This is a genomic window from Paraburkholderia sprentiae WSM5005 (assembly GCF_001865575.2).
GTDB lineage: Bacteria > Pseudomonadota > Gammaproteobacteria > Burkholderiales > Burkholderiaceae > Paraburkholderia > Paraburkholderia sprentiae.
This window is the reverse complement of record NZ_CP017562.2, coordinates 374878-393136: the sequence shown is the minus strand read 5'-3', so window position 1 is coordinate 393136 and position 18259 is coordinate 374878. Positions and strand designations below refer to the sequence as shown.

Genomic DNA, 18259 nt, shown 5'->3' with positions numbered 1-18259 from the left:
CGCTTCACCCCGGTCGACGAAACTCGTTTGCCACCCACGCCGCGGCGCTCGCCTTGCTGAGCTTGAACGTCGGCGCAACCTGCACTTGCGCGACCTGCTCGCCGAAAGCATCGAGCGCGCTCAACAGTGCGTACGGCTCGTCTTCGTCGGGAACGATATCGAGCGTGATGTCGAGTTCGTCGTTGCCGTCCGCGCTCGGCACACGCACTGCCCTGTGCAGTTGCGCGCGCAGTTGCTGCTCGTGACGACGCAGCACTTCCGACGCCGTTTTCACCAGCGTGTTGAACGCCGATACGTCGAGCGGCTTCGGATCCTTCTTGTTGCGGCCCATCGTCCACGGTCCGACGAGCGTTGGCTCCGCCTCGCCGTCCTTGATCATTTCGACGGCCCAGCCTTCGTCGTCTTCGTTCTTGATGATGCGCGCGGTCCAGCCGTTGTCATGCCACAGACGGTCTTCATGCACGCTGTCTTGCGGTCCGGAAGAATCATCGGTCGGGAACTCGGCATTCGTGTCGGACGAGGGAAAGGGCGTGTCGTTCATCACAGGTTCACTCACTTCGCGGGGCGCACAAACAGATTTCGAACCCGCGATTCTACCTGTCCTGCGCCCTTTGCTTCGCTCCATCTGACGAACGGACAAGGCCTGTTCGGAATCGCGAAGCAGCCCCACCGGCGAAAGATGCTATTTGCCGGTACGTGGCGATCTATAAATCGGCCTTGAAAATATATAAAAAAAACGCGGCCCGAGAGCCGCGTATAAAAATGAAAAAGACACCCTTTGGTCGAAGGCGTCTATCGAAATTATAGGTGGCATCCCGCCTCGATTTAAGGCTTTCTTCGTAAGACTGCATTGCGCAAACCAATTATTAAATACCACGTCGCGGGTTTTTTCATGGGCCCTTACGGTTGGCCGTCGGACGAATTAACGCATGGCCGCGCTAGTGACGACGTCAACGCATGCTCGGTATACTGCCCCGGCCGCCGTGCGACGCGCGTGACACCGCGCCGTCCGCACAGCGGCTTTGTCGCGAAGCATCGCGCTGCACGCCGGCGCATCGCGCTTCGCTCGCGCCTCACCTTCCCATGCATGCATGGGAACGCCGACGATCGGATCATGAAAAGACTTTTGCTGCTTGCCCCCGCTGTCGCCCTCACTGCCACCCTCGCCGCTTGCGGTTCGTCGGGCGGCCCCGCGCGCGATGCGTCCGCGCCGCTCGTGTACGTCTCTTCATCGCGCACGCCTGCATCCATCGCGGCCTGCCTTGAAGAACGTCTGCCGCGCGTGCGTATCTCGCACGCCGGCGCCGCGACCGAACTCGCGGTCGGTGCCGATTCGCACAATTCGTACTTCGTTACGCTCACGCCGCTCAACGGCAACACGGTCATCAAGGTCATGCGTCCGGCCGATGCGCCCGACGATCCACCCGAAGAGGAGATGCGCTTCCATATCGCGCGTTGCGCGACCTGAGCGGCGCGTCTCGCGTGAACGCCGTGCGCCATCGGCTGATGCGCGAATTTTTATGTCGCGCATCGGCTATTTTTTTATCCGCTCATCTGCGAACATAGCCGCCCTTTGTTTTCGCGCGGCACGCGTGCCGCGAGTTTCGATGGCATCCAGCAAAGCGCATCATGCGACCGGTTTCGCTGCCGGCATCATCGCGGCGGCGATCGTCGCGCGCAGCGGCGGGGGTCCGTTTCATCCAGCCGTGCTGCTTAGCTTCATCGCCGGCGTGGCCGGCAGCACCGCGCCCGACTGGCTCGAAGTCGCGTGGTGGTCCCGCGCGCGGCGGCTGTGGATCACACATCGCACGTTGACGCATTGGGGTATCGGCTGGCTCGCGCTGCTAGCGGTGTCGTATCACACGCTCGGACATTCGATCTACGCGGCGCCGGCCTTCGGCTTCGCGTGCGGCGGCCTGATGCATCTGTTCGCCGACTGGCCGAATCCGCTGGGCGTGCCGTGGATCGCCGGGCGGCATTCGTTGAACCTATGGAATAGCGGGCACTGCGATCTGATCGTCGTCGCCGCGTCGTGGGTGGCCGCGTGGCTGATCGGCGAGCATGTGTGGCTGCATCGCGTGCATGCGTTGCCGTGGTTGCGCCACTGGCCGATCAGCTAGACGCGGCAATGCATCCGGACGCGGCTAGCGGTGCATCACTGCCGCCCATCGTCGGTGCGCTCGCCTTCGCGGACCTTGCCTTGCGATACGCTGCTGCCGGGCGGCACGCTGTGCGTGAGCCACACGTTGCCGCCGATCACCGAACCGCGCCCGATCGTCACGCGTCCGAGGATCGTCGCGCCCGCGTAGATCACGACGTCGTCCTCGACGATCGGATGGCGTGCGTTGCCCTTGATCAGCGTGCCGTCCTCGTCGGCCGCGAAGCTCTTCGCGCCGAGCGTGACTGCCTGGTACACGCGCACCCGCTCGCCGATGATCGCGGTCTCGCCGATCACCACGCCAGTGCCGTGATCGATGAAAAAGCTCGGCCCGATCGTCGCGCCCGGGTGAATGTCGATGCCGGTCGCCGAGTGCGCGATCTCGTTGATGAAGCGCGCGAGCAGCGGCACGCCGAGCCGGTGCAACGCATGCGCGAGACGGTGATGCGTCATCGCCCACACGCCCGGATAGCACAGCAGGATTTCGGTGATGTGCTGCGCGGCCGGGTCGCCGGTGAACGCGGCCTGGATGTCGCTGACGAGCAGCGCGCGGATGCCCGGCAACTGCGTGGCGAACTCGCGCGCCACCGCGAATGCGCGCTCGCGCAACTCGGGCTCGGGCGTCGCGCCGAACTCGGGCAGGAAGCGCAGCGCGCGACGAATCTGTTCGGCGAGCAGCCGCAACGTGCTTTCGAGCGTATGGCCGACGTAGTAGTCGACTGTCTCGTCGGTTAGATCGGGGGCGCCGTAATGCGTCGGAAACATCGCGGCGCGCAGGCCAGCCACGATATTGACCACCGCTTCACGCGATGGCAATTCGCGAATGCCGAGCGGATGCCGCGTGCGATGCAATTGTTCGCGCGAGGCGCGCAGGTCGGCGACGATCTGTTCAAGGCCCCAGTTGTGGGCAGGCACGTTGGGCATAAGGACGGCGCCGTGCGGCATGCACGGTTCGAGGTGGGGATGCAGCAGAGATTACAACGTTTTAACGCCGCCCGCGCGGCAACGGCCAGCGGCCAGCGGCAACACTCGCCGTTCCCTGAGCTTAAATAGTGAGACTGCTCGCGTCGATCCAGCGCACGGCCCAATCGCGCGCATGCGCGATCGCGGCGGCTTCGTCGGAGAAGCGCAGTTCCGTGGGGAAGAAACGGTTGGCGACCAGTTCGCCGTCGCTCGAGCGCGAGATCACCACATACGGTTGCCAGGAGCCGTCGCCCGAGCGCGCCGGTTCGCAATTCAAAAGATAGCCGCGATGTGTGAATGCAGCATCGAAGTGCATGAGCCACCCGCCCCTGAAGCCCCGTAACGTTTTCTCAATCGCGCGGCCATTTGTTTGTTCGTATTTTCCGACCATGAACAGCCAGAGCAGTGACGCCAATTTAACCGCGCATCGGTCGCAGGAGTAAGATCATACTCTGTAGAAAATGCGCGTCCATTAAAAAAAACGAAATGAAACGCGGACCTCATCGCCACTCAATCGCGAGGGCAACGCGACTCGCATCGAAGCATGGCGGACAACGCATCGCGAGGCCCGCGCATCGCGGCGCCGCGGCAGTCGGAACGGCTTTTGCTCCTTCTTCGACGATGTCCTCTTCAGGAGATGCACGATGAACAGCGCGATCAGCAAACCGGAAAACGCCGGCACGAAACCGGACCCGAAAGACCCACCGAGCACGGATCTGCACAACGACCGCACGCACGACAGCACGGTCGACACCGACGGCAAGAACCGCGAAGCGGCCCGTCTCGCGGGCCACGGCGCGATCTCGCCCGACGCGATCACGACCAGCAATGCGACGCTCGATAACAGCGTGCCCGAGTCGCTCGACGGCATGGCCGGCTTCGACAGCCGGGTCGGCGGCAATCATCTGCTGCTCGCGCTCGAGCCGGGTTACGCGGTGATCGACAAGGGCATGACCGAGCCGGTCGGCGCTTACTCGGCCGACCATCAGTACGACGACCCGCGTCCGGTCGGACAGCGCCAGGAGCGTGGCCGCATTCATTACGCGCTCAATCATTTGCGGCCCGCGCGCGTGATTGAATTACATCGGGTGAAATAGCGGAGTTGCGTATCATCCCTTTATACGCGCGCTTGAATCACCGCGTTTATTCCGATTAATCAGGTAATGACGTGGCACGCACTGTTTAATTCTGGTGCGTGCTTTGCTTTGTTTAACGCCGGTTCGTTTAACGGAGTTGCGGATGAAAAGAATCGTCGTCATCGGTGCGGCATTCCGGGCGACGAGCCGATCCTGCAGGGCGCGAGCGCGACGACCGTCAATCTCGCACTCGAAGGCTTCGTGCGCGGCGCGGCGATCGAACTTCCGCGCGGCTGCGCATCAACCTTGTGAGTCCGACGGTGCTGACCGAGGCCATGGACGCTTACGCGCCGTTCTTTCCGGGCTTCGAGCCCGTCAGCGCGCAGACGGGGCGCGTGTATCGCGTGGGGTATTGAAGCTCAGTGAATCTCCGGCTCGCCCGGGCTATCAGGACGCGCGCCGCCACGTTGCAGGAAGTCGAAATCGCAGCCTTGATGCGCCTGCATCACGTGCGCCTGATGCAGGGCGCCATAGCCGCGCTCGAAGCGCGCCGCCGGTTTGACCCACGCGGCCTCGCGGCGCGCGAACTCTTCGTCCGATACCAGCAAATTCAGCCGGCGGCGCGGCACATCCAGTTCGATCAGGTCGCCGCTTTGCACGAACGCCAGCGGTCCGCCGACGAACGCCTCGGGCGCCACGTGCAGCACGCACGCGCCATAGCTCGTGCCGCTCATCCGCGCATCGGAGATACGCACCATGTCGCGCACGCCCTTTTGCAGCAGCTTGCGCGGAATCGGCAGTTGGCCCCACTCGGGCATGCCCGCGCCGACCGGCCCCGCGTGCTGCAGCACGAGCACGCAGCTTTCGTCGATATCGAGCGTGTCGTCGTCGATGCGCGCGGCCATGTCGTTGTAGTCGCTGAACACGACAGCGCGGCCCGTGTGCACGAGCAGGTGCGGCTCGGCCGCGCCCGGCTTGATCACCGCGCCGTCGGGCGCCAGATTGCCGCGCAGCACCGCGAGGCTGCTGTCGCGTAGCAGCGGATTGGCGCGGCGGCGGATCACGTCGTCATTGAAAATGCGCGCGCCAGCAAGGTTCTCGCCGAGCGTGCGGCCGTTCACGGTTTTCTGCGAGCCGTCGATCAACTCGCCCAGTTCCGCGAGCAGCCCACGCAGACCGCCCGCGTAAAAAAAGTCTTCCATCAGGTAGGCGCCGGTCGGCCGGATGTTCGCGAGCACGGGCGTGCGGCGCGCGATCTCGTCGAAGCGATCGAGCGTCAACTCGATGCCGGCGCGCCGTGCCAACGCGATCATATGCACGACCGAATTGGTCGACCCGGACAGTGCGACGCACGTCGTCACCGCGTTATCGACCGATGCCGCCGTAATCAGGTCCGACGGCTTCAGATCCTCCCACACCATCTCGACGATACGCATGCCGGTTTTCGCGGCCATCTGCGCATGACGCGAATCTGGTGCCGGGATCGACGCGAAGCCGGGCAACGTGAAGCCCAGCGCTTCGGCCGCGCTCGTCATCGTCGACGCGGTGCCCATCGTCATGCAGTGCCCCGGGGAACGCGCGATGCCGCTCTCGACGCCCTGCCAGTCGTCCGGCGTCAGCGTGCCCGCGCGCAGTTCGGCCCAGTATCGCCACGAATCGGAACCCGAGCCGAGCGTCACGCCGTTCCAGTCGCCGCGCAGCATTGGCCCGGCCGGCAGAAAGATGGCGGGCAGATCCATCGAAATCGCGCCCATCAGCAACGCGGGCGTGGTCTTGTCGCAGCCGCCCATCAACACGACGCCGTCGGCGGGATACGAGCGCAGCATCTCCTCGGCTTCCATCGCGAGGAAATTGCGGTACAGCATCGTGGTGGGCTTCTGGAACGGCTCGGACAGCGTCTGCACCGGCAGCTCGATCGGGAAGCCGCCAGCCTGCCAGATGCCGCGCTTCACTTCCTCGACGCGCTGCTTGAAATGCGTGTGGCACGGGTTGATCTCGCTCCACGTGTTGAGAATCGCAATGACCGGCTTGCCCGCGTACTCGTCGCGGTTGTAGCCCATCTGCGCCGTGCGCGAGCGGTGGCCGAACGAACGCAGATCGTTCGCGCCGTACCAGCGATGACTGCGCAATTCCTCGGGGGTCTTTCTCTTCGTCAACGTCTACTCCACGATGGCCGCCGACCCTGCGTCAGCGCCTCTGTTCTTTCACGCGAGACACGATTTGCGTCGGGCTCACGAATTGTAGGGCGATCAGCACCCAGATCAACGTGATCGCCATATAGATCATCGCCATCGCATCGATCGATTGCGGCGCGCGCACGCCGGTCGAAAAGACCGCGTAGTACAACGCGACCACCAGCGTTTGCGTCGCCGGGCCGGCCGTAAAAAACGTCAGTTCGAACATGCCGATCGTGCGCACCAGCACGAGCAGGCCTGCCGCCAGCATACCCGGCACGAGCAGCGGCAGCAGCACATAACGGAAATAGCGGAACGTGTTCGCGCCGAAAATGCGCGCGGCCGCCTCGAGATTCGGATCGATCTGCTCGATGAACGGCGTCATCACGAGAATCACGAACGGCAGCGCCGGTACCAGATTCGCAAGAATCACGCCCCATAGCGTGCCGGCGAGCCCGACCTTGTACATCACGGTCGCCATCGGAATGCCGTAGGTGACGGGCGGCACCATCAACGGCAGCAGAAAGATCAGCATCGCGAGGCGTTTGCCGGTGAACTGCACGCGCGCGAGCGCATACGCGGCGGGCACGCCGAGCAGCACCGACAGCAGCACGACCGCGCCGACCACCTGCACGGTGACCCACAACACGCTCGCGAGCTGGAAGTCGCTCCACGCCTGCGCATACCAGTGCAGCGTGAAGCCTTGCGGCAACGCGGTGCCGAACCAGCGCGTCGCGATCGAATTCACCGCGACGGTCGCGATCAGCAGCACGACGTTGATCAGGAAGAACGCCATTACGGCCCACACCAGCACCCGCCAGATACGGCCCGCCAGGTTCGCGCGCTGACGCGCGTGTTGCGCGGGCTCGCGGGCGCCGTCGCCCGGCTGAGGCGCCGCGGAAGCGGAGGTTGACGCGGACCAGTCGGGCTGCGTCGCGCGACGATCGGTCGTCATCAGCCTTTGCCTCCCGTGACGGGGCCACGATAGAACCAGCGACGCGCGCCGAGCAGCGCGGCGACCACCAGCAGTTGCACGAAGCCCATCACCATCGCGATCGCCGACGCAAGCGAATAGTCGTAGCTCTCGAACGCGGCTTCGGCCGCGGCAATCGACATCACGCGCGTCGGACCCGCGGGCGCGCCGAGCAGCACCGCGGACGGAAACACCGAGAACGCCTGCACGAACGACAGACACGCGGCCATCGTGAGCCCCGGCACGAGCAGCGGCAGATAGATGCGGCGAAACTGCTGCCACGGACTCGCGCCGAGCGTCGCGGCCGCGCTCGCGAGGGTGGGGTCGATGCCGGTCACGTACGACAGGGTCAGCAGAAACGCGAACGGAAAGCCCGACACGATCAGCGACAGCAGCACGCCCGTGAAGTTGTGCGTGAGCCGCACTTCGCGCGTGTACAGATGCAGCGCCTGCAACGCCTGCGGCAGCCAGCCGTGCGGACCGAAGTACGTGAGCATGCCGTCCGCGATCAGCACGGTGCCGAGCGTCACCGGAATCACCAGCAGCGTCGTGACAATCTTCTGATAACGCGAGTAGCGGCGCAGTGCGAACGCGACCGGTACCGACACGCCGACGTTGATCAGCGTGGCCGGTACCGACAGCTTCAGCGTGACGAGAATCGTCGGCCACATCGACATGTCGGTGAAGAACGTCAGATAGTTGGCCCACACGCCGCCGCCGTTCATCGGCCGGAACGACAGCGCGAGCCCATACGCGAACGGATAGATGAACAGCGCGACGATGAAGAGCAGCGCAGGCGCGACGAGCCAGGCCTTGGCGTCGCGCGGCGCGCGGGAGCTAAGCGGGGGGACGAGCGTCGGCGTGTTCATGCGGCCTCGGGGTCATAGACGAGCACGCACGACGGCCGCACCCGCAACGTGATGCGCTCGCCCTCCGCGCATTCGCCGGTCACGCGCGCCCACACGTCGCCGAACGCGGTCTTCGCGCGCAGCAGCGAATCGTGGCCGCCGTATTCGACCGCGTCGATCAGCGCATCGAACGCGTTGTCGGCGCCGGGTTCGGCACGCTCCATGTCTTCGGGACGCAGTGCGACGCTCACGCGTTTGCCGTCGAAGCCCGCCATCGGCGTGCCGATGAGCCGCACGCCGTTGGCACTGACCGCGACCCCATCGCCTTGCATGCCCTCCAGCGTGAACTCGGCGACATTGCGATAGCCCATGAAGCGCGCGACGTGCAGGTTGCGCGGCCGCGTATAGACCTCCTTCGGCGTCGCGACCTGCTGCACGACGCCCTCCCTCATCACGACGATGCGATCGGCCATCGACAGCGCTTCGTCCTGATCATGCGTCACGTACAGCGTCGCGCGTTCGAGCTGCGTATGGATGCGGCGAATCTCCGCGCGCATTTCGATGCGCAGCTTCGTATCGAGATTCGACAGCGGCTCGTCCATCAGGATCAGCGGCGGCTCGATCACGATCGCACGCGCGATCGCGACGCGCTGTTGCTGGCCACCGGACAATTGGCCGGGCAGCTTGTGCTCATGACCGGTCAGCTGCACCAGTTGCAGGGCCTCGCGCGCACGCCGCGCGATCTCGCTCCTGCCGACGCCGCGCATCTTCAGCCCGAAGCCGACGTTGTCGAGCACGCTCATGTGCGGGAACAGCGCGTAGTTCTGGAACACCATGCCGAAGCCGCGCTTTTCGGGCGGCAGCACGTCGATGCGCCGTTCGTCGAGCCAGATGCCGCCGCCGGTGAGCGGCTGCAATCCGGCGATGCAGTTCAGCGCCGTCGATTTGCCGCAACCCGACGGCCCCAGCAGCGCGATGAACTCGCCGCGCCGGATCGTCAGGTCGAGACCCTGCAGCGCGGCGATCGCGTGGCCTTGCGCGTTCGTGAAACTGCGGCTCACCGAATCGAGCCGCAACTGCTCAAAATGATGCTTCATGGCGGTTTCCTGGTCCGCGTGGGCGACGGATGTCGCGAGTGCCGCGCTTGCGGTGAACGCGGCACATCAGGCAGTCAAGCGGAGGCGCACGTCATCGCTGAAAACACGCAGCGCGGCCGAACTTCACGCCGCGCTGCATTTCGCCTCGTTTGCCGTCGCGATGGCGAAGGCCTAACGGGTCTTTTGCGCGCCGATGTCGCTATCCCACTTCCTGAAGGCGGCGACCATTGCCGCTGCATTCAGCGGCAACGCATGCGGATGATCGGCCAACATCTTCGCGTATTCGGGGCGGCCATACTTTTGCAGCACCTCCTGACTGTGCGCGGGCGCCTGCTCGACGGTGACGCCCTTGATCGCCGGGCCCGGATAGAAATAGCCGTCGTCGTAGGTCAGCGCCTGCTGCGCGGGCTCCAGCATGAAGTTCATCATCTTGTACAGCACGTCGAGCTTTTCCTTCGGCACGCCCTTCGGAATCACCATGTAGTGGGCGTCGTTGACCCACGTCATGTTGTCGAACGGCTGTACGCGGAATTCGGCGGGCACGATGCCGAGCGCGCGCGGATTGATGTCCCAGCCGGTCACGGTCACGGTCATGTCGCGCGTGCCTTCGCCCAGTTCCTTCATCACCGCCGAGGTGCCGCCCGGATAGTACGGAATGCAGTCGTTCAACTGCTTGAGGAACGCCCATGTCTTGTCCCAGCCATGCACCGGGTCCCGCGGGTCCTTGTCGCCGAGCACGTAGGGCAAGCCCATCAGGAACGTGCGGCCGGGACCGGAATTTGCCGGCCGTGCGTAGATCAGCTTGTCGGGGTGGGCCTTGCACCATTGCAGCAGTTGCTCGGGCGTCTTCGGCGGATCGCTGACCTTGGCCGGGTTGTACTCGAGCAACGGACCGGCCGGCATATACGCGACCTCGAGGCCGTAGCCTTGCGCGAGGTCCTGCATCTTGCGCGGACCCGGCGCGTATTTGTCGAGCACGCCGGGGAACTGCGCCGCGTTGTCGGGCAGCAGCTTGATCCACAGGTTCTGTTCGATGCCGGCCGCGAGCGCGTCGGTGCCGGTCAGCACGAGGTCGATGTCGGAGCGGCCCGCGGCCTGCATCGCCTTGATCTTGCCGGGTAATTGCGGCGCCGGCGCGTTCGTGAACGTCATGTTTCCGACGAGATTCGGATACTTCGCCTTGAACGCCTCGAAGCCCTTCTGTGTGAGTTGAAGATCGCCGGCGACGTCGACGATGTTGATCGTGACCGGATCGGCCGCATGCGCCGCAACGGTGAAGGCCGCGCTCGCGACGATACAGACGGATAGCAGCTTGAACGACAACCTGTGCGAAACAGTCATTGCGTCTCCTCGCTTCTTGGTATGGAAGCCCGCCGTCGATGCGTTGCGGGCGGTGTCTTTCTACCAATGGAACATAGCGAAGCGCAACAGCCGATGTCAAGCAAATAGTCGAGACTGCTGGCGTGCGCGAAAACGGCTTGTTTTCCGTGGACTCCTTGTCCTTCAACGCCTGGCAACGCGCGTTAAGGGCAAACCCGAGCGTCCGCTGCGCATGCAGCACGTGTTGTCTGGTAAGCGGACGACCGCTCAGCCGCCGCGCACGCCCTGCGTATTGACGAACAGCGAATACAGCCCGTGGCTCGCCGCCATGAACAAGCGGTTGCGATGCCGTCCGCCGAAACACACGTTCGCGCAACGCTCCGGCAGCGCGACATGGCCGAGCGGCTCGCCGTGCGCGGTGAACACGCGCACGCCGTCCAGCTCGTCGGTGCCCATGCCCCAGCCGCACCACAAGTTGCCGTGCACATCGATACGAAAACCGTCGGGCGTGCCCGGACCCGCGTCGATCAGCACGCGGTTGTTCGACACCGTCGTGCGTTTGCCGTTGGCCTCGACATCGAACGCACGGATCTTGCGCGGCTCGCCGCGCGATTGGACGACGTACAGCAGCGATTCATCCGGTGAAAACGCGAGACCGTTCGGAGCCAGCACGTCGTCGATCACCACCGACACCTCGCCCGACTGGCCGTCGATCCGATACACGCATGGGTTCAGCTCGGACTGCTGCTGCTCGCCCTCGTAAAAACCGTCGATGCCGAAGCTCGGGTCGGTGAACCAGATCGAGCCGTCCGATTTGACGACCACGTCGTTCGGCGAATTGAAGCGCTTGCCCTGATAGCGATCGGCGAGCACGGTGATCGAACCGTCGTACTCGGTGCGCGTCACCCGCCGCGTCAGGTGCTCGCAACTGACGAGCCGCCCTTCCCGATCGCGCGTGTGGCCGTTCGCATTGTTCGACGATTGACGGAACGTGCTGACCGCGCCCGTGGTTTCGTCCCAGCGCAGGATGCGGTCGTTCGGAATGTCGCTCCATAGCAGATAGCGTCCATCGCCGAACCACACCGGCCCCTCGGACCAGCGCGTGCCCTGGTACAAGCATTCGACCGATGCCGACGCGAGGATCAGCGACTTGAAGCGCGGATCGAACACGCGGATGGCGGGATCGGGATAGCGTCGGCTTTGGTCGGTCATGCGGTGGCCTGCCTGTCGGAACGGTTACATGGGGTGCGCGCGAACTCGCGTTCGAGCGCGAGTAGCGTGCCTGCGGTCTGCGCGATCTTCGCATGATGCTCGCGCGGTGTCGAACTGAGCAGCGGCAGCAGCGGCCCCATGTCGGCCAGACCCGTGAACGAGATCGCATCGTGCAACACCCGGATCAGCGAGATGTCGTTGCGCAGCGCTTCGAGCGGCATGAACGCGTCGTACAGACGTTCGGCGGTGTTGTCATCAGCGCTACCGGCGCTGTGGCCGCTCTGCACCGCGCGCAGCAGCGCCATCACCATGCTCGGCGCGATGCAGCCGCTACCGGTGGTCCACGCGGCGAGTCCAAACTCGCGCAGATGCACGAGCGCCGGCCGCTCGCCCATGCCCGACACGATCTTGGCGGCCGGCACGCGTTGCAGCAGCCGGCGCAAATACGGATCGTCAGCGGGATCGTCGCGCGGGATCGCATATTTGACCGCGGTCAACGTGCCACGCTCGACGAGCCGCGCGAGCGTATCGACATCGACGTAGTTTTCGCTTTTGATGTACACCGTGAGCGGCATGCCGGCCGTGTCCGCGATCCGTGTGAGGCCCGTCTCGACGCCCTCGGGCGTCGTCAAGCCGCCGAGCGGCAGCACCATCGCCGTGCGGTAACGCGTCTGCGCGAGGATGCGCGCCTGGTCGAGCATCTTGCCGTAGTCGGGACCGAGCGCAGGAATGACGCGTGTTCCGGGACTCGCGGCGTCGGCGAGCAGGTCCAACAGTTCCCGGTATTCGCTGACCGCGACGTGATAAAGGTTCGCGTTGCCGCCATACAGTAGCGTGCGTACGCCGCCCGCTTCGATATGGCGGATCAACGCGAGATTCTGAGCCGGGTCGAGCGTGTAGTCGGCGCGGCGCGCGAGCGGCGGCACGGCCATGACCGATGCGGCGAACTCGCCGTCGCGGAGCGGAGATTCGTTCATGATGGTTGACGCGCAAACGCACAAGGCGGAGCGTTCACGGTAGCATCGGCATCGCAATGTTGTCAAACAACTTGCGCATCGGGATCGGCCGCGCCATGCCATTGGCGTCGGATTGTCGGGCGCACATCACGATCTTTCCTTTTGTATGACAATGGAGCCAGCGCATCCCGTGCGGCATCGGCATAGGCTGTTTTTAGGCAAGCAGGACGCGGCTTGCAATGACCTGCTTTCGCGGATAATCGAGTAAATGCGATTAAATGAAAGCGCGACGGAAATAATGCTGTCAATGAAACACATCAAAATACGGCAAGCGGAGGCGGATTAGCCGCGTTAGTCGCCCGAAAATCCCGGGCGGCTAAAGATTTATTTCAATCAGCATAATAATGGGCAGCACCGCCTTGCCATCGCGCGGCTGCTAGCGTTTACCCCGCAGAGCATGGGCGGATTGCGCCCGAGTTTTTAGTGATAGATTATGCGGAACAAAAGAGCGGAGCGAAGCGCCCGCCAATAACCGCGAATGCGATGTTTGCGAGCCTGAGAGAGTCAATAAATTGTCGCTACACTTTATCGAGCAGATGGCACCGCTACTGAATGCCGCCGACGAGGCGGAATGGTTCGGCGCGATAACAGGCCTCGCCGGAACGTGGGGCTTCGACAGGATTCTGGTTGCGATGCTGCCGCGGCCGACCATGCGTCTCGAGGACGCTTACCTGCGCAGCACTTACGCGCCGGCATGGCGCCACGCCTATGACGAGCAAGGCATGGTGCATATCGACCCGACGGTCGCGCACTGCCTGTCACGCTCCGCGCCGCTGATCTGGACGCCGGACATTTTCGCCACCCCGGCGCAGCAATCCCTATACGAGGAAGCTCGCTCATTTGGCCTCGGTGCAGGCGTGACGCTGCCGATTCACGGGCCGAATCAGGAAGCCGGCATGATGTGCTTCGTCAATGACGACAACCCGTCCGACGGGTTCAGGCGTCATGTGAACGCCGCCTTGCCGAATCTCGTGCTGTTGCGCGACCTGGTGATCGACACCAGCAAACAGCATGTGAATTCGCATGCGCAGACCTTGCTGCCGAAGCTCACGCCGCGCGAGCGCGAATGTCTGAAATGGACCGCACGCGGCAAATCCACCTGGGAGATATCCCACATCCTGAGTTGCTCGGAAGCCGTGGTGAACTTCCACATGAAAAACATCAGGACGAAATTCGGCGTGAATTCGCGGCGTGCGGCAGCCGTGATCGCGGCGCAGCTCGGGCTTATTGACCCGGGTTGAGCAGCGCGGCCGCGTCGCGGCTGTACATCACCCGCTCGGCGCGGCCCAGATCGGCGTCCGACACGGTCTTCGTAAAGTACAAACCCAACAGGATCGACACCGGCGCCGGAATCTCGGCGCCCGATTCGAAGCGGCTGCCGCGCGACTGCGTGACGCCGAAGCGAGCCCAGAAACGGCGCTGGCTCTCTTTTTTCTTTTTCCGGTAGGCAATGATCAGCACGCGATCCACTGCCGAAGAGACCTCCGAAGGACGCGCCGGGAGGTGGGTTTGCGGTTGCCAGTGATTGTCGAGGAGTTCCATTTTGGAGCCTTGTCGGTTGGGGGCGGATACGTGTTTGAATTTTGCGATACCCGATAAGCATCCACACCTATCCAGGTAGGTAGGTGGCGTAAAGATTCAGAATGCATAAGTTTTCCTGCGTATCTGGCACCCCGACACGTACAGGAGAACGTCATGCAAACCACGATCCGAATTGGACTCCGGCAGGATTTCGACAACGAGCTGATCAACGAGATGTACCGCCTGCGAGCCCGTGTGTTTCACGGTCGCCTCGGCTGGGAAATTCCGACCATCGCGGGGATGGAGATAGACGGCTACGACGCGCTCGGGCCGTACTACATGCTGATTCAGGGCGATGACCAACGGTTGCGCGGCTGTTGGCGCCTGATGCCGACCGAGGGTCCCAACATGCTGAAAGACACGTTCCCGCAGCTGCTGCATGGCGCGGCCGCGCCGGTCGGGCGGCACATCTGGGAGCTGAGCCGCTGGGCGATCGAAACCGGCGGTGAGGAACAGACGTTCGGTTTCACGGATATGACGATCCGTGCAATTCAGGAAGTGATGCGCTTCGCGCAGCGCATGGGCATCACGGATTACGTCACGGTGACCACCACGCCGATCGAGCGCATGCTGCGCCGTGCCGGCCTCGACATCAGCCGGCTCGGGCCGCCGCTGCAGATCGGCGTCGAGCGGGCCGTCGCGCTCGACGTCGCGGTGAGCGCGAAAACGCTGACTGCGCTGTTCGGGCCGGTCGCCGTCGCGGCCTGAACCGCGCCACAGCGCCGGCCTGACGAAAGTCGCGATGCGCTCAGGAACCGAACATCCGTTCCAGCGCGTTCTCGAGATGCGCGCGCATCGCGGCACCCGCGCCCGCCGCGTCCTTGCGGCGGATCGCGTCGAGCACCGCCATGTGCTCGGCCTGCACCAGCCGCTGCCGTTCCACCGTTTTCACGAGCGACAGATTGCGCGACAGGTTCATGCTGAACAGAATCTGTTCCTCGATGAACGACATCACCGTGATGAAAAACGGATTCTTCGACGCGCGCGCGACCGCCTGGTGGAACATGAAGTCGTCCTTCGCGCCGATCCCCTGGGCCTCGATGATGCGCTCGAGTTCGTCCCACGCATGCTGGATCGCCTCGATGTCGCCGGCATCGGCCTTCAGCGCCGCCTGCGCGGCCGCGCCCGCCTCGGTCACGATGCGAAATTCATAGCAGCGGCGAATGTCGGACAGCGTCTCGAGCGGCGCGAAGCGGCGCACGTCCGGATCGGGCCGCCGCTCGACGGTCGTACCGGAGCCGTGTCGCGTCGAGATGATGCCGTCGGCCCGCAATCGCGCGAGCGCTTCGCGCACGGTCGGCCGGGAGGTGGCGAAACGCTCCGCCAGCGCGTGTTCGGTCGGCAATCGCTCGCCTTCCTTGTACTCGCCTTCGAGGATGCGGTTCAGAATGTCGCCGTAGATCTGGTCGGGTAAGCCCTTGGTTTTTCGATCGTTCATCAGCGGACTGGCCAGCTTGTCTGAATATGGCCTGATTGTAAGGCCAACCCCGTGTCGGCTTCAGCAATCTTGTGCGGGTTGCAAGCACGCGAGGCCGCCCGCGCGGGCTGCCGCGCTGCCACTTCGGTTGCGCCGGGCCTGAATAGTTGGCAAATGTTTGATTTACATCCTGGTCCGGTGCATCTCTTCCGGCAATCATCTAAGCTTCATTGGCAGATCAATAAACCTGCCGCGGCTAACCATGTGGCAGACGCATTTTTTGACGCGGAGCCGATATGTACACACGCATCCTTGTAGCGGTCGACGGCAGCAATACCTCACGCCGTGCGTTCGCAGCGGCGCTCGATCTCGCCAAATCGAATGGCGCGGTGTTGCGGCCGTTTTATGTCGTCGAAAACACGCCGATGTATTTCGAGGCGCCCGGCTACGACCCGTCGATCCTGCGCAACCGTCTGATCGAGGAAGGCCAGGAGCTGCGTGTCGAGTTTTCGAAAGCAATGGCCGAGCAAGGTGTGCATGGCGACCCGGCGGTCTCCGAGGCTTCGTCGCTCGGAGACGTCGCGGAGATCGTGCTGCAGGCCGCAGCCGAATTCAACGCCGACCTGCTCGTGATGGGCACGCACGGCCGGCGTGGCTTTCAGCGGCTGATTCTCGGCAGCGTCGCCGAACGCTGCGTGCGCCAGGCCACGCTGCCGGTCCTGCTGATACCGTCCGCCGCGGGCACCGACAAAGAACCTGCCTGACTGTTTCATCATGCGCAAGGCCGCGCGCCACGCGCCGCCTTGCCCGAACGGGGCCACGATGCCCGTCGACGCGCGCCGTCGCTCAGCGCGTGCGGGCAGCGCACGCGTCACTTTGCCCCCAGCTGCACGTCATAGCGGGGGGGACGACACGCAGGGCAAGCCCATTCGCATCGTCGACCTCGAAGGCCTGCGGCAAGTCTGAGCGCAGCGGCCGGGCGCGCCGAGCCGTTGCGCTATTCGTCTTGGCACGCCGCCTGCAAGCGGGTACAGTTTCAGATCGCCCCTCACGGCAACCGTGTTGCATGGAGACCCGGCCCAATGAATCGCGACCCTGCCCCGCATCATCCGCTCGTGCGGCGCCTGCTCGACGCGCGGCAAGTCACCGACGACCTTTTTTCGATCGTCAAACCCGACCACCTCTATGAACGGCCGATCCGCGAGCGTCACCGCGTGGTGTTCTACATCGGCCATCTCGAAGCGTTCGATCGCAATCTGCTCGACCAGCGTCTGTTCGATCTGCCGGCTTTCGCGCCGGAACTCGACCAGCTGTTCGCCTTCGGCATCGATCCGGTAGGCGGCGGCTTTCCCACCGATCAACCCGGCGATTGGCCGTCGCTCGATCGCGTGCACGAGTACGCGACGCGCGCGCGACGGCAGATCGACGCGGCGCTCGGCGAACGCGGCAACCCGGCGCGCGACGACGCGGCCGTGCAGTTGCTGAACGTCGCGATCGAGCATCGCTTGATGCATGCGGAAACGCTCGCATACATGCTCCATCAGTTGCCTCTCGCGCAGAAAAACACCGCATTGCGCGAGCCGGTGGTGACACGCGCGCAACGGCGCGACGCATTGTCGTCGATGGTCAGCGTGCCGGCCGGCACCACGGTGCTCGGTATGCCGCGCGAGGCCGGCCGCTTCGGCTGGGACAATGAGTTCGGCGAAATGGTGGTAGACGTGCCCGCGTTCGAGATCGATCGATACATGGTCACGAACGGTGCGTTCCTCGAGTTCCTCGAAGCCGGCGGTTATCGCGAGCCGAAGTGGTGGTCGCCGAAGGACTGGGCGTGGAAGGAAGCGGAACACATCGAGCATCCCGCCGGCTGGTCGCAAGGCTCGGCGCAAGACGGCCGCGCCGCATGGACGCTGCGCACGATGTTCGACGATGTGCCGTTGCCGCTCGACTGGCCCGTCTACGTAAGCCACGCCGAAGCGAGCGCCTACGCGCGCTGGGCCGGCAAAGCGCTGCCGACTGAGGCGCAATGGCAGCGCGCGGCGCACGGTGCGCCGCAAGCGGTATCGGGGAATTTCGATTTCCGCAGCTGGGATCCGCGGCCCGTCGACGCGCATCCGGACAACGTCAGCGCGTTCGGTGCCGAAGGTCAGTTCGGCAACGGCTGGGAATGGACCTCGACGCTATTCGAAGCGCTGCCGGGCTTCGAAGCGTTTCCGTTCTATCCCGGTTATTCGGCCAACTTCTTCGATGGACAGCATTACGTGCTGAAGGGCGGCTCCGCGCGCACCGCGCTGTGCATGTTGCGGCCGGAATTTCGCAACTGGTTTCAGCCGCATTATCAGTATGTGTACGCGGGGTTTCGGTGCGTGCGGGCTTGACGAGAGAAATAAAGCAGAAGTTGAAAACGACTCTCAGTTTCTACGCGCA

19 protein-coding genes and 1 pseudogene are annotated in these 18259 nt (G+C 64.1%); 8 read left to right on the top strand and 12 right to left on the bottom strand.

The window, feature by feature from the left end:
- Window positions 1-4: 4 nt before the first annotated feature.
- Window positions 5-541, bottom strand: coding sequence for a hypothetical protein (locus BJG93_RS18550; protein WP_027195766.1), 537 nt, complete (start codon window positions 539-541; stop codon window positions 5-7).
- Between the two features lie 573 nt (window positions 542-1114).
- Between BJG93_RS18550 and BJG93_RS18545 the strand changes: the two genes are divergently transcribed.
- Window positions 1115-1468: a hypothetical protein gene (locus BJG93_RS18545; RefSeq protein ID WP_034478568.1), complete on the top strand. Its 354-nt coding sequence runs from the start codon at window positions 1115-1117 to the stop codon at window positions 1466-1468.
- A gap of 139 nt (window positions 1469-1607) precedes the next feature.
- Window positions 1608-2120 (top strand): metal-dependent hydrolase, encoded by a 513-nt coding sequence (locus BJG93_RS18540; RefSeq protein ID WP_027195764.1) that lies wholly within the window; start codon window positions 1608-1610, stop codon window positions 2118-2120.
- A gap of 35 nt (window positions 2121-2155) precedes the next feature.
- On the opposite strand, the gene epsC is transcribed toward BJG93_RS18540, so the two are convergent.
- Both epsC and BJG93_RS18530 read right to left on the bottom strand, forming a co-directional pair.
- On the bottom strand, window positions 2156-3082 hold the full coding sequence (epsC, locus tag BJG93_RS18535; RefSeq protein WP_027195763.1) for a serine O-acetyltransferase EpsC: 927 nt from the start codon (window positions 3080-3082) through the stop codon (window positions 2156-2158).
- Between the two features lie 121 nt (window positions 3083-3203).
- Window positions 3204-3437: a hypothetical protein gene (locus BJG93_RS18530; protein ID WP_013092363.1), complete on the bottom strand. Its 234-nt coding sequence runs from the start codon at window positions 3435-3437 to the stop codon at window positions 3204-3206.
- Between the two features lie 328 nt (window positions 3438-3765).
- Between BJG93_RS18530 and BJG93_RS18525 the strand changes: the two genes are divergently transcribed.
- Window positions 3766-4218 (top strand): DUF3005 domain-containing protein, encoded by a 453-nt coding sequence (locus BJG93_RS18525; RefSeq protein ID WP_027195762.1) that lies wholly within the window; start codon window positions 3766-3768, stop codon window positions 4216-4218.
- A gap of 168 nt (window positions 4219-4386) precedes the next feature.
- Window positions 4387-4613 (top strand): annotated as a pseudogene (locus tag BJG93_RS18520) (short chain dehydrogenase); the annotation flags it as partial.
- 3 nt (window positions 4614-4616) lie between these two features.
- Here BJG93_RS18520 and araD read toward each other — a convergent pair.
- The 7 genes from araD to BJG93_RS18485 form a co-directional block, all read right to left on the bottom strand.
- The gene (araD, locus tag BJG93_RS18515; protein ID WP_027195760.1) at window positions 4617-6353 is read right to left on the bottom strand and encodes an L-arabinonate dehydratase; all 1737 of its coding nucleotides are present in this window, start codon (window positions 6351-6353) and stop codon (window positions 4617-4619) included.
- 31 nt (window positions 6354-6384) lie between these two features.
- A complete protein-coding gene (locus tag BJG93_RS18510) occupies window positions 6385-7326 on the bottom strand; it encodes an ABC transporter permease (RefSeq protein ID WP_027195759.1) in 942 nt (313 codons plus the stop codon).
- Window positions 7326-8213, bottom strand: coding sequence for an ABC transporter permease (locus tag BJG93_RS18505; RefSeq protein WP_027195758.1), 888 nt, complete (start codon window positions 8211-8213; stop codon window positions 7326-7328). Before BJG93_RS18505 ends, BJG93_RS18510 begins: the two co-directional genes overlap by 1 nt.
- The gene (locus BJG93_RS18500; RefSeq protein ID WP_027195757.1) at window positions 8210-9289 is read right to left on the bottom strand and encodes an ABC transporter ATP-binding protein; all 1080 of its coding nucleotides are present in this window, start codon (window positions 9287-9289) and stop codon (window positions 8210-8212) included. The genes BJG93_RS18505 and BJG93_RS18500 overlap by 4 nt, the downstream gene beginning before the upstream one ends.
- 171 nt (window positions 9290-9460) lie before the next feature.
- Window positions 9461-10630: an extracellular solute-binding protein gene (locus BJG93_RS18495; RefSeq protein ID WP_027195756.1), complete on the bottom strand. Its 1170-nt coding sequence runs from the start codon at window positions 10628-10630 to the stop codon at window positions 9461-9463.
- A 246-nt stretch (window positions 10631-10876) separates the two neighbouring features.
- Complete coding sequence (locus tag BJG93_RS18490) at window positions 10877-11821, bottom strand: SMP-30/gluconolactonase/LRE family protein (RefSeq protein ID WP_027195755.1); 945 nt, start codon at window positions 11819-11821, stop codon at window positions 10877-10879.
- A complete protein-coding gene (locus tag BJG93_RS18485; RefSeq protein WP_027195754.1) occupies window positions 11818-12798 on the bottom strand; it encodes a dihydrodipicolinate synthase family protein in 981 nt (326 codons plus the stop codon). The genes BJG93_RS18490 and BJG93_RS18485 overlap by 4 nt, the downstream gene beginning before the upstream one ends.
- A 575-nt stretch (window positions 12799-13373) precedes the next feature.
- Between BJG93_RS18485 and BJG93_RS18480 the strand changes: the two genes are divergently transcribed.
- Window positions 13374-14078, top strand: a complete 705-nt coding sequence (locus BJG93_RS18480) for a helix-turn-helix transcriptional regulator (protein ID WP_027195753.1) — start codon at window positions 13374-13376, stop codon at window positions 14076-14078.
- Here BJG93_RS18480 and BJG93_RS18475 read toward each other — a convergent pair.
- Window positions 14062-14379 (bottom strand): helix-turn-helix domain-containing protein, encoded by a 318-nt coding sequence (locus BJG93_RS18475; RefSeq protein ID WP_027195752.1) that lies wholly within the window; start codon window positions 14377-14379, stop codon window positions 14062-14064. The two genes, BJG93_RS18480 and BJG93_RS18475, sit on opposite strands and share 17 nt — an antisense overlap.
- Before the next feature lie 153 nt (window positions 14380-14532).
- Here BJG93_RS18475 and BJG93_RS18470 point away from each other — a divergent pair, with 153 nt between their 5' ends.
- A complete protein-coding gene (locus BJG93_RS18470; protein ID WP_027195751.1) occupies window positions 14533-15126 on the top strand; it encodes an acyl-homoserine-lactone synthase in 594 nt (197 codons plus the stop codon).
- A 40-nt stretch (window positions 15127-15166) separates the two neighbouring features.
- On the opposite strand, the gene BJG93_RS18465 is transcribed toward BJG93_RS18470, so the two are convergent.
- Window positions 15167-15856 carry a FadR/GntR family transcriptional regulator gene (locus tag BJG93_RS18465; RefSeq protein ID WP_027195750.1) on the bottom strand — a complete coding sequence of 230 codons (690 nt, stop codon included), beginning with the start codon at window positions 15854-15856 and terminating at the stop codon, window positions 15167-15169.
- Window positions 15857-16131: 275 nt separating this feature from the next.
- Between BJG93_RS18465 and BJG93_RS18460 the strand changes: the two genes are divergently transcribed.
- The gene (locus BJG93_RS18460) at window positions 16132-16599 is read left to right on the top strand and encodes a universal stress protein (RefSeq protein WP_027195749.1); all 468 of its coding nucleotides are present in this window, start codon (window positions 16132-16134) and stop codon (window positions 16597-16599) included.
- 318 nt (window positions 16600-16917) lie between these two features.
- The gene (locus tag BJG93_RS18455) at window positions 16918-18210 is read left to right on the top strand and encodes an SUMF1/EgtB/PvdO family nonheme iron enzyme (protein ID WP_027195748.1); all 1293 of its coding nucleotides are present in this window, start codon (window positions 16918-16920) and stop codon (window positions 18208-18210) included.
- The last annotated feature ends 49 nt before the right edge of the window (window positions 18211-18259 follow it).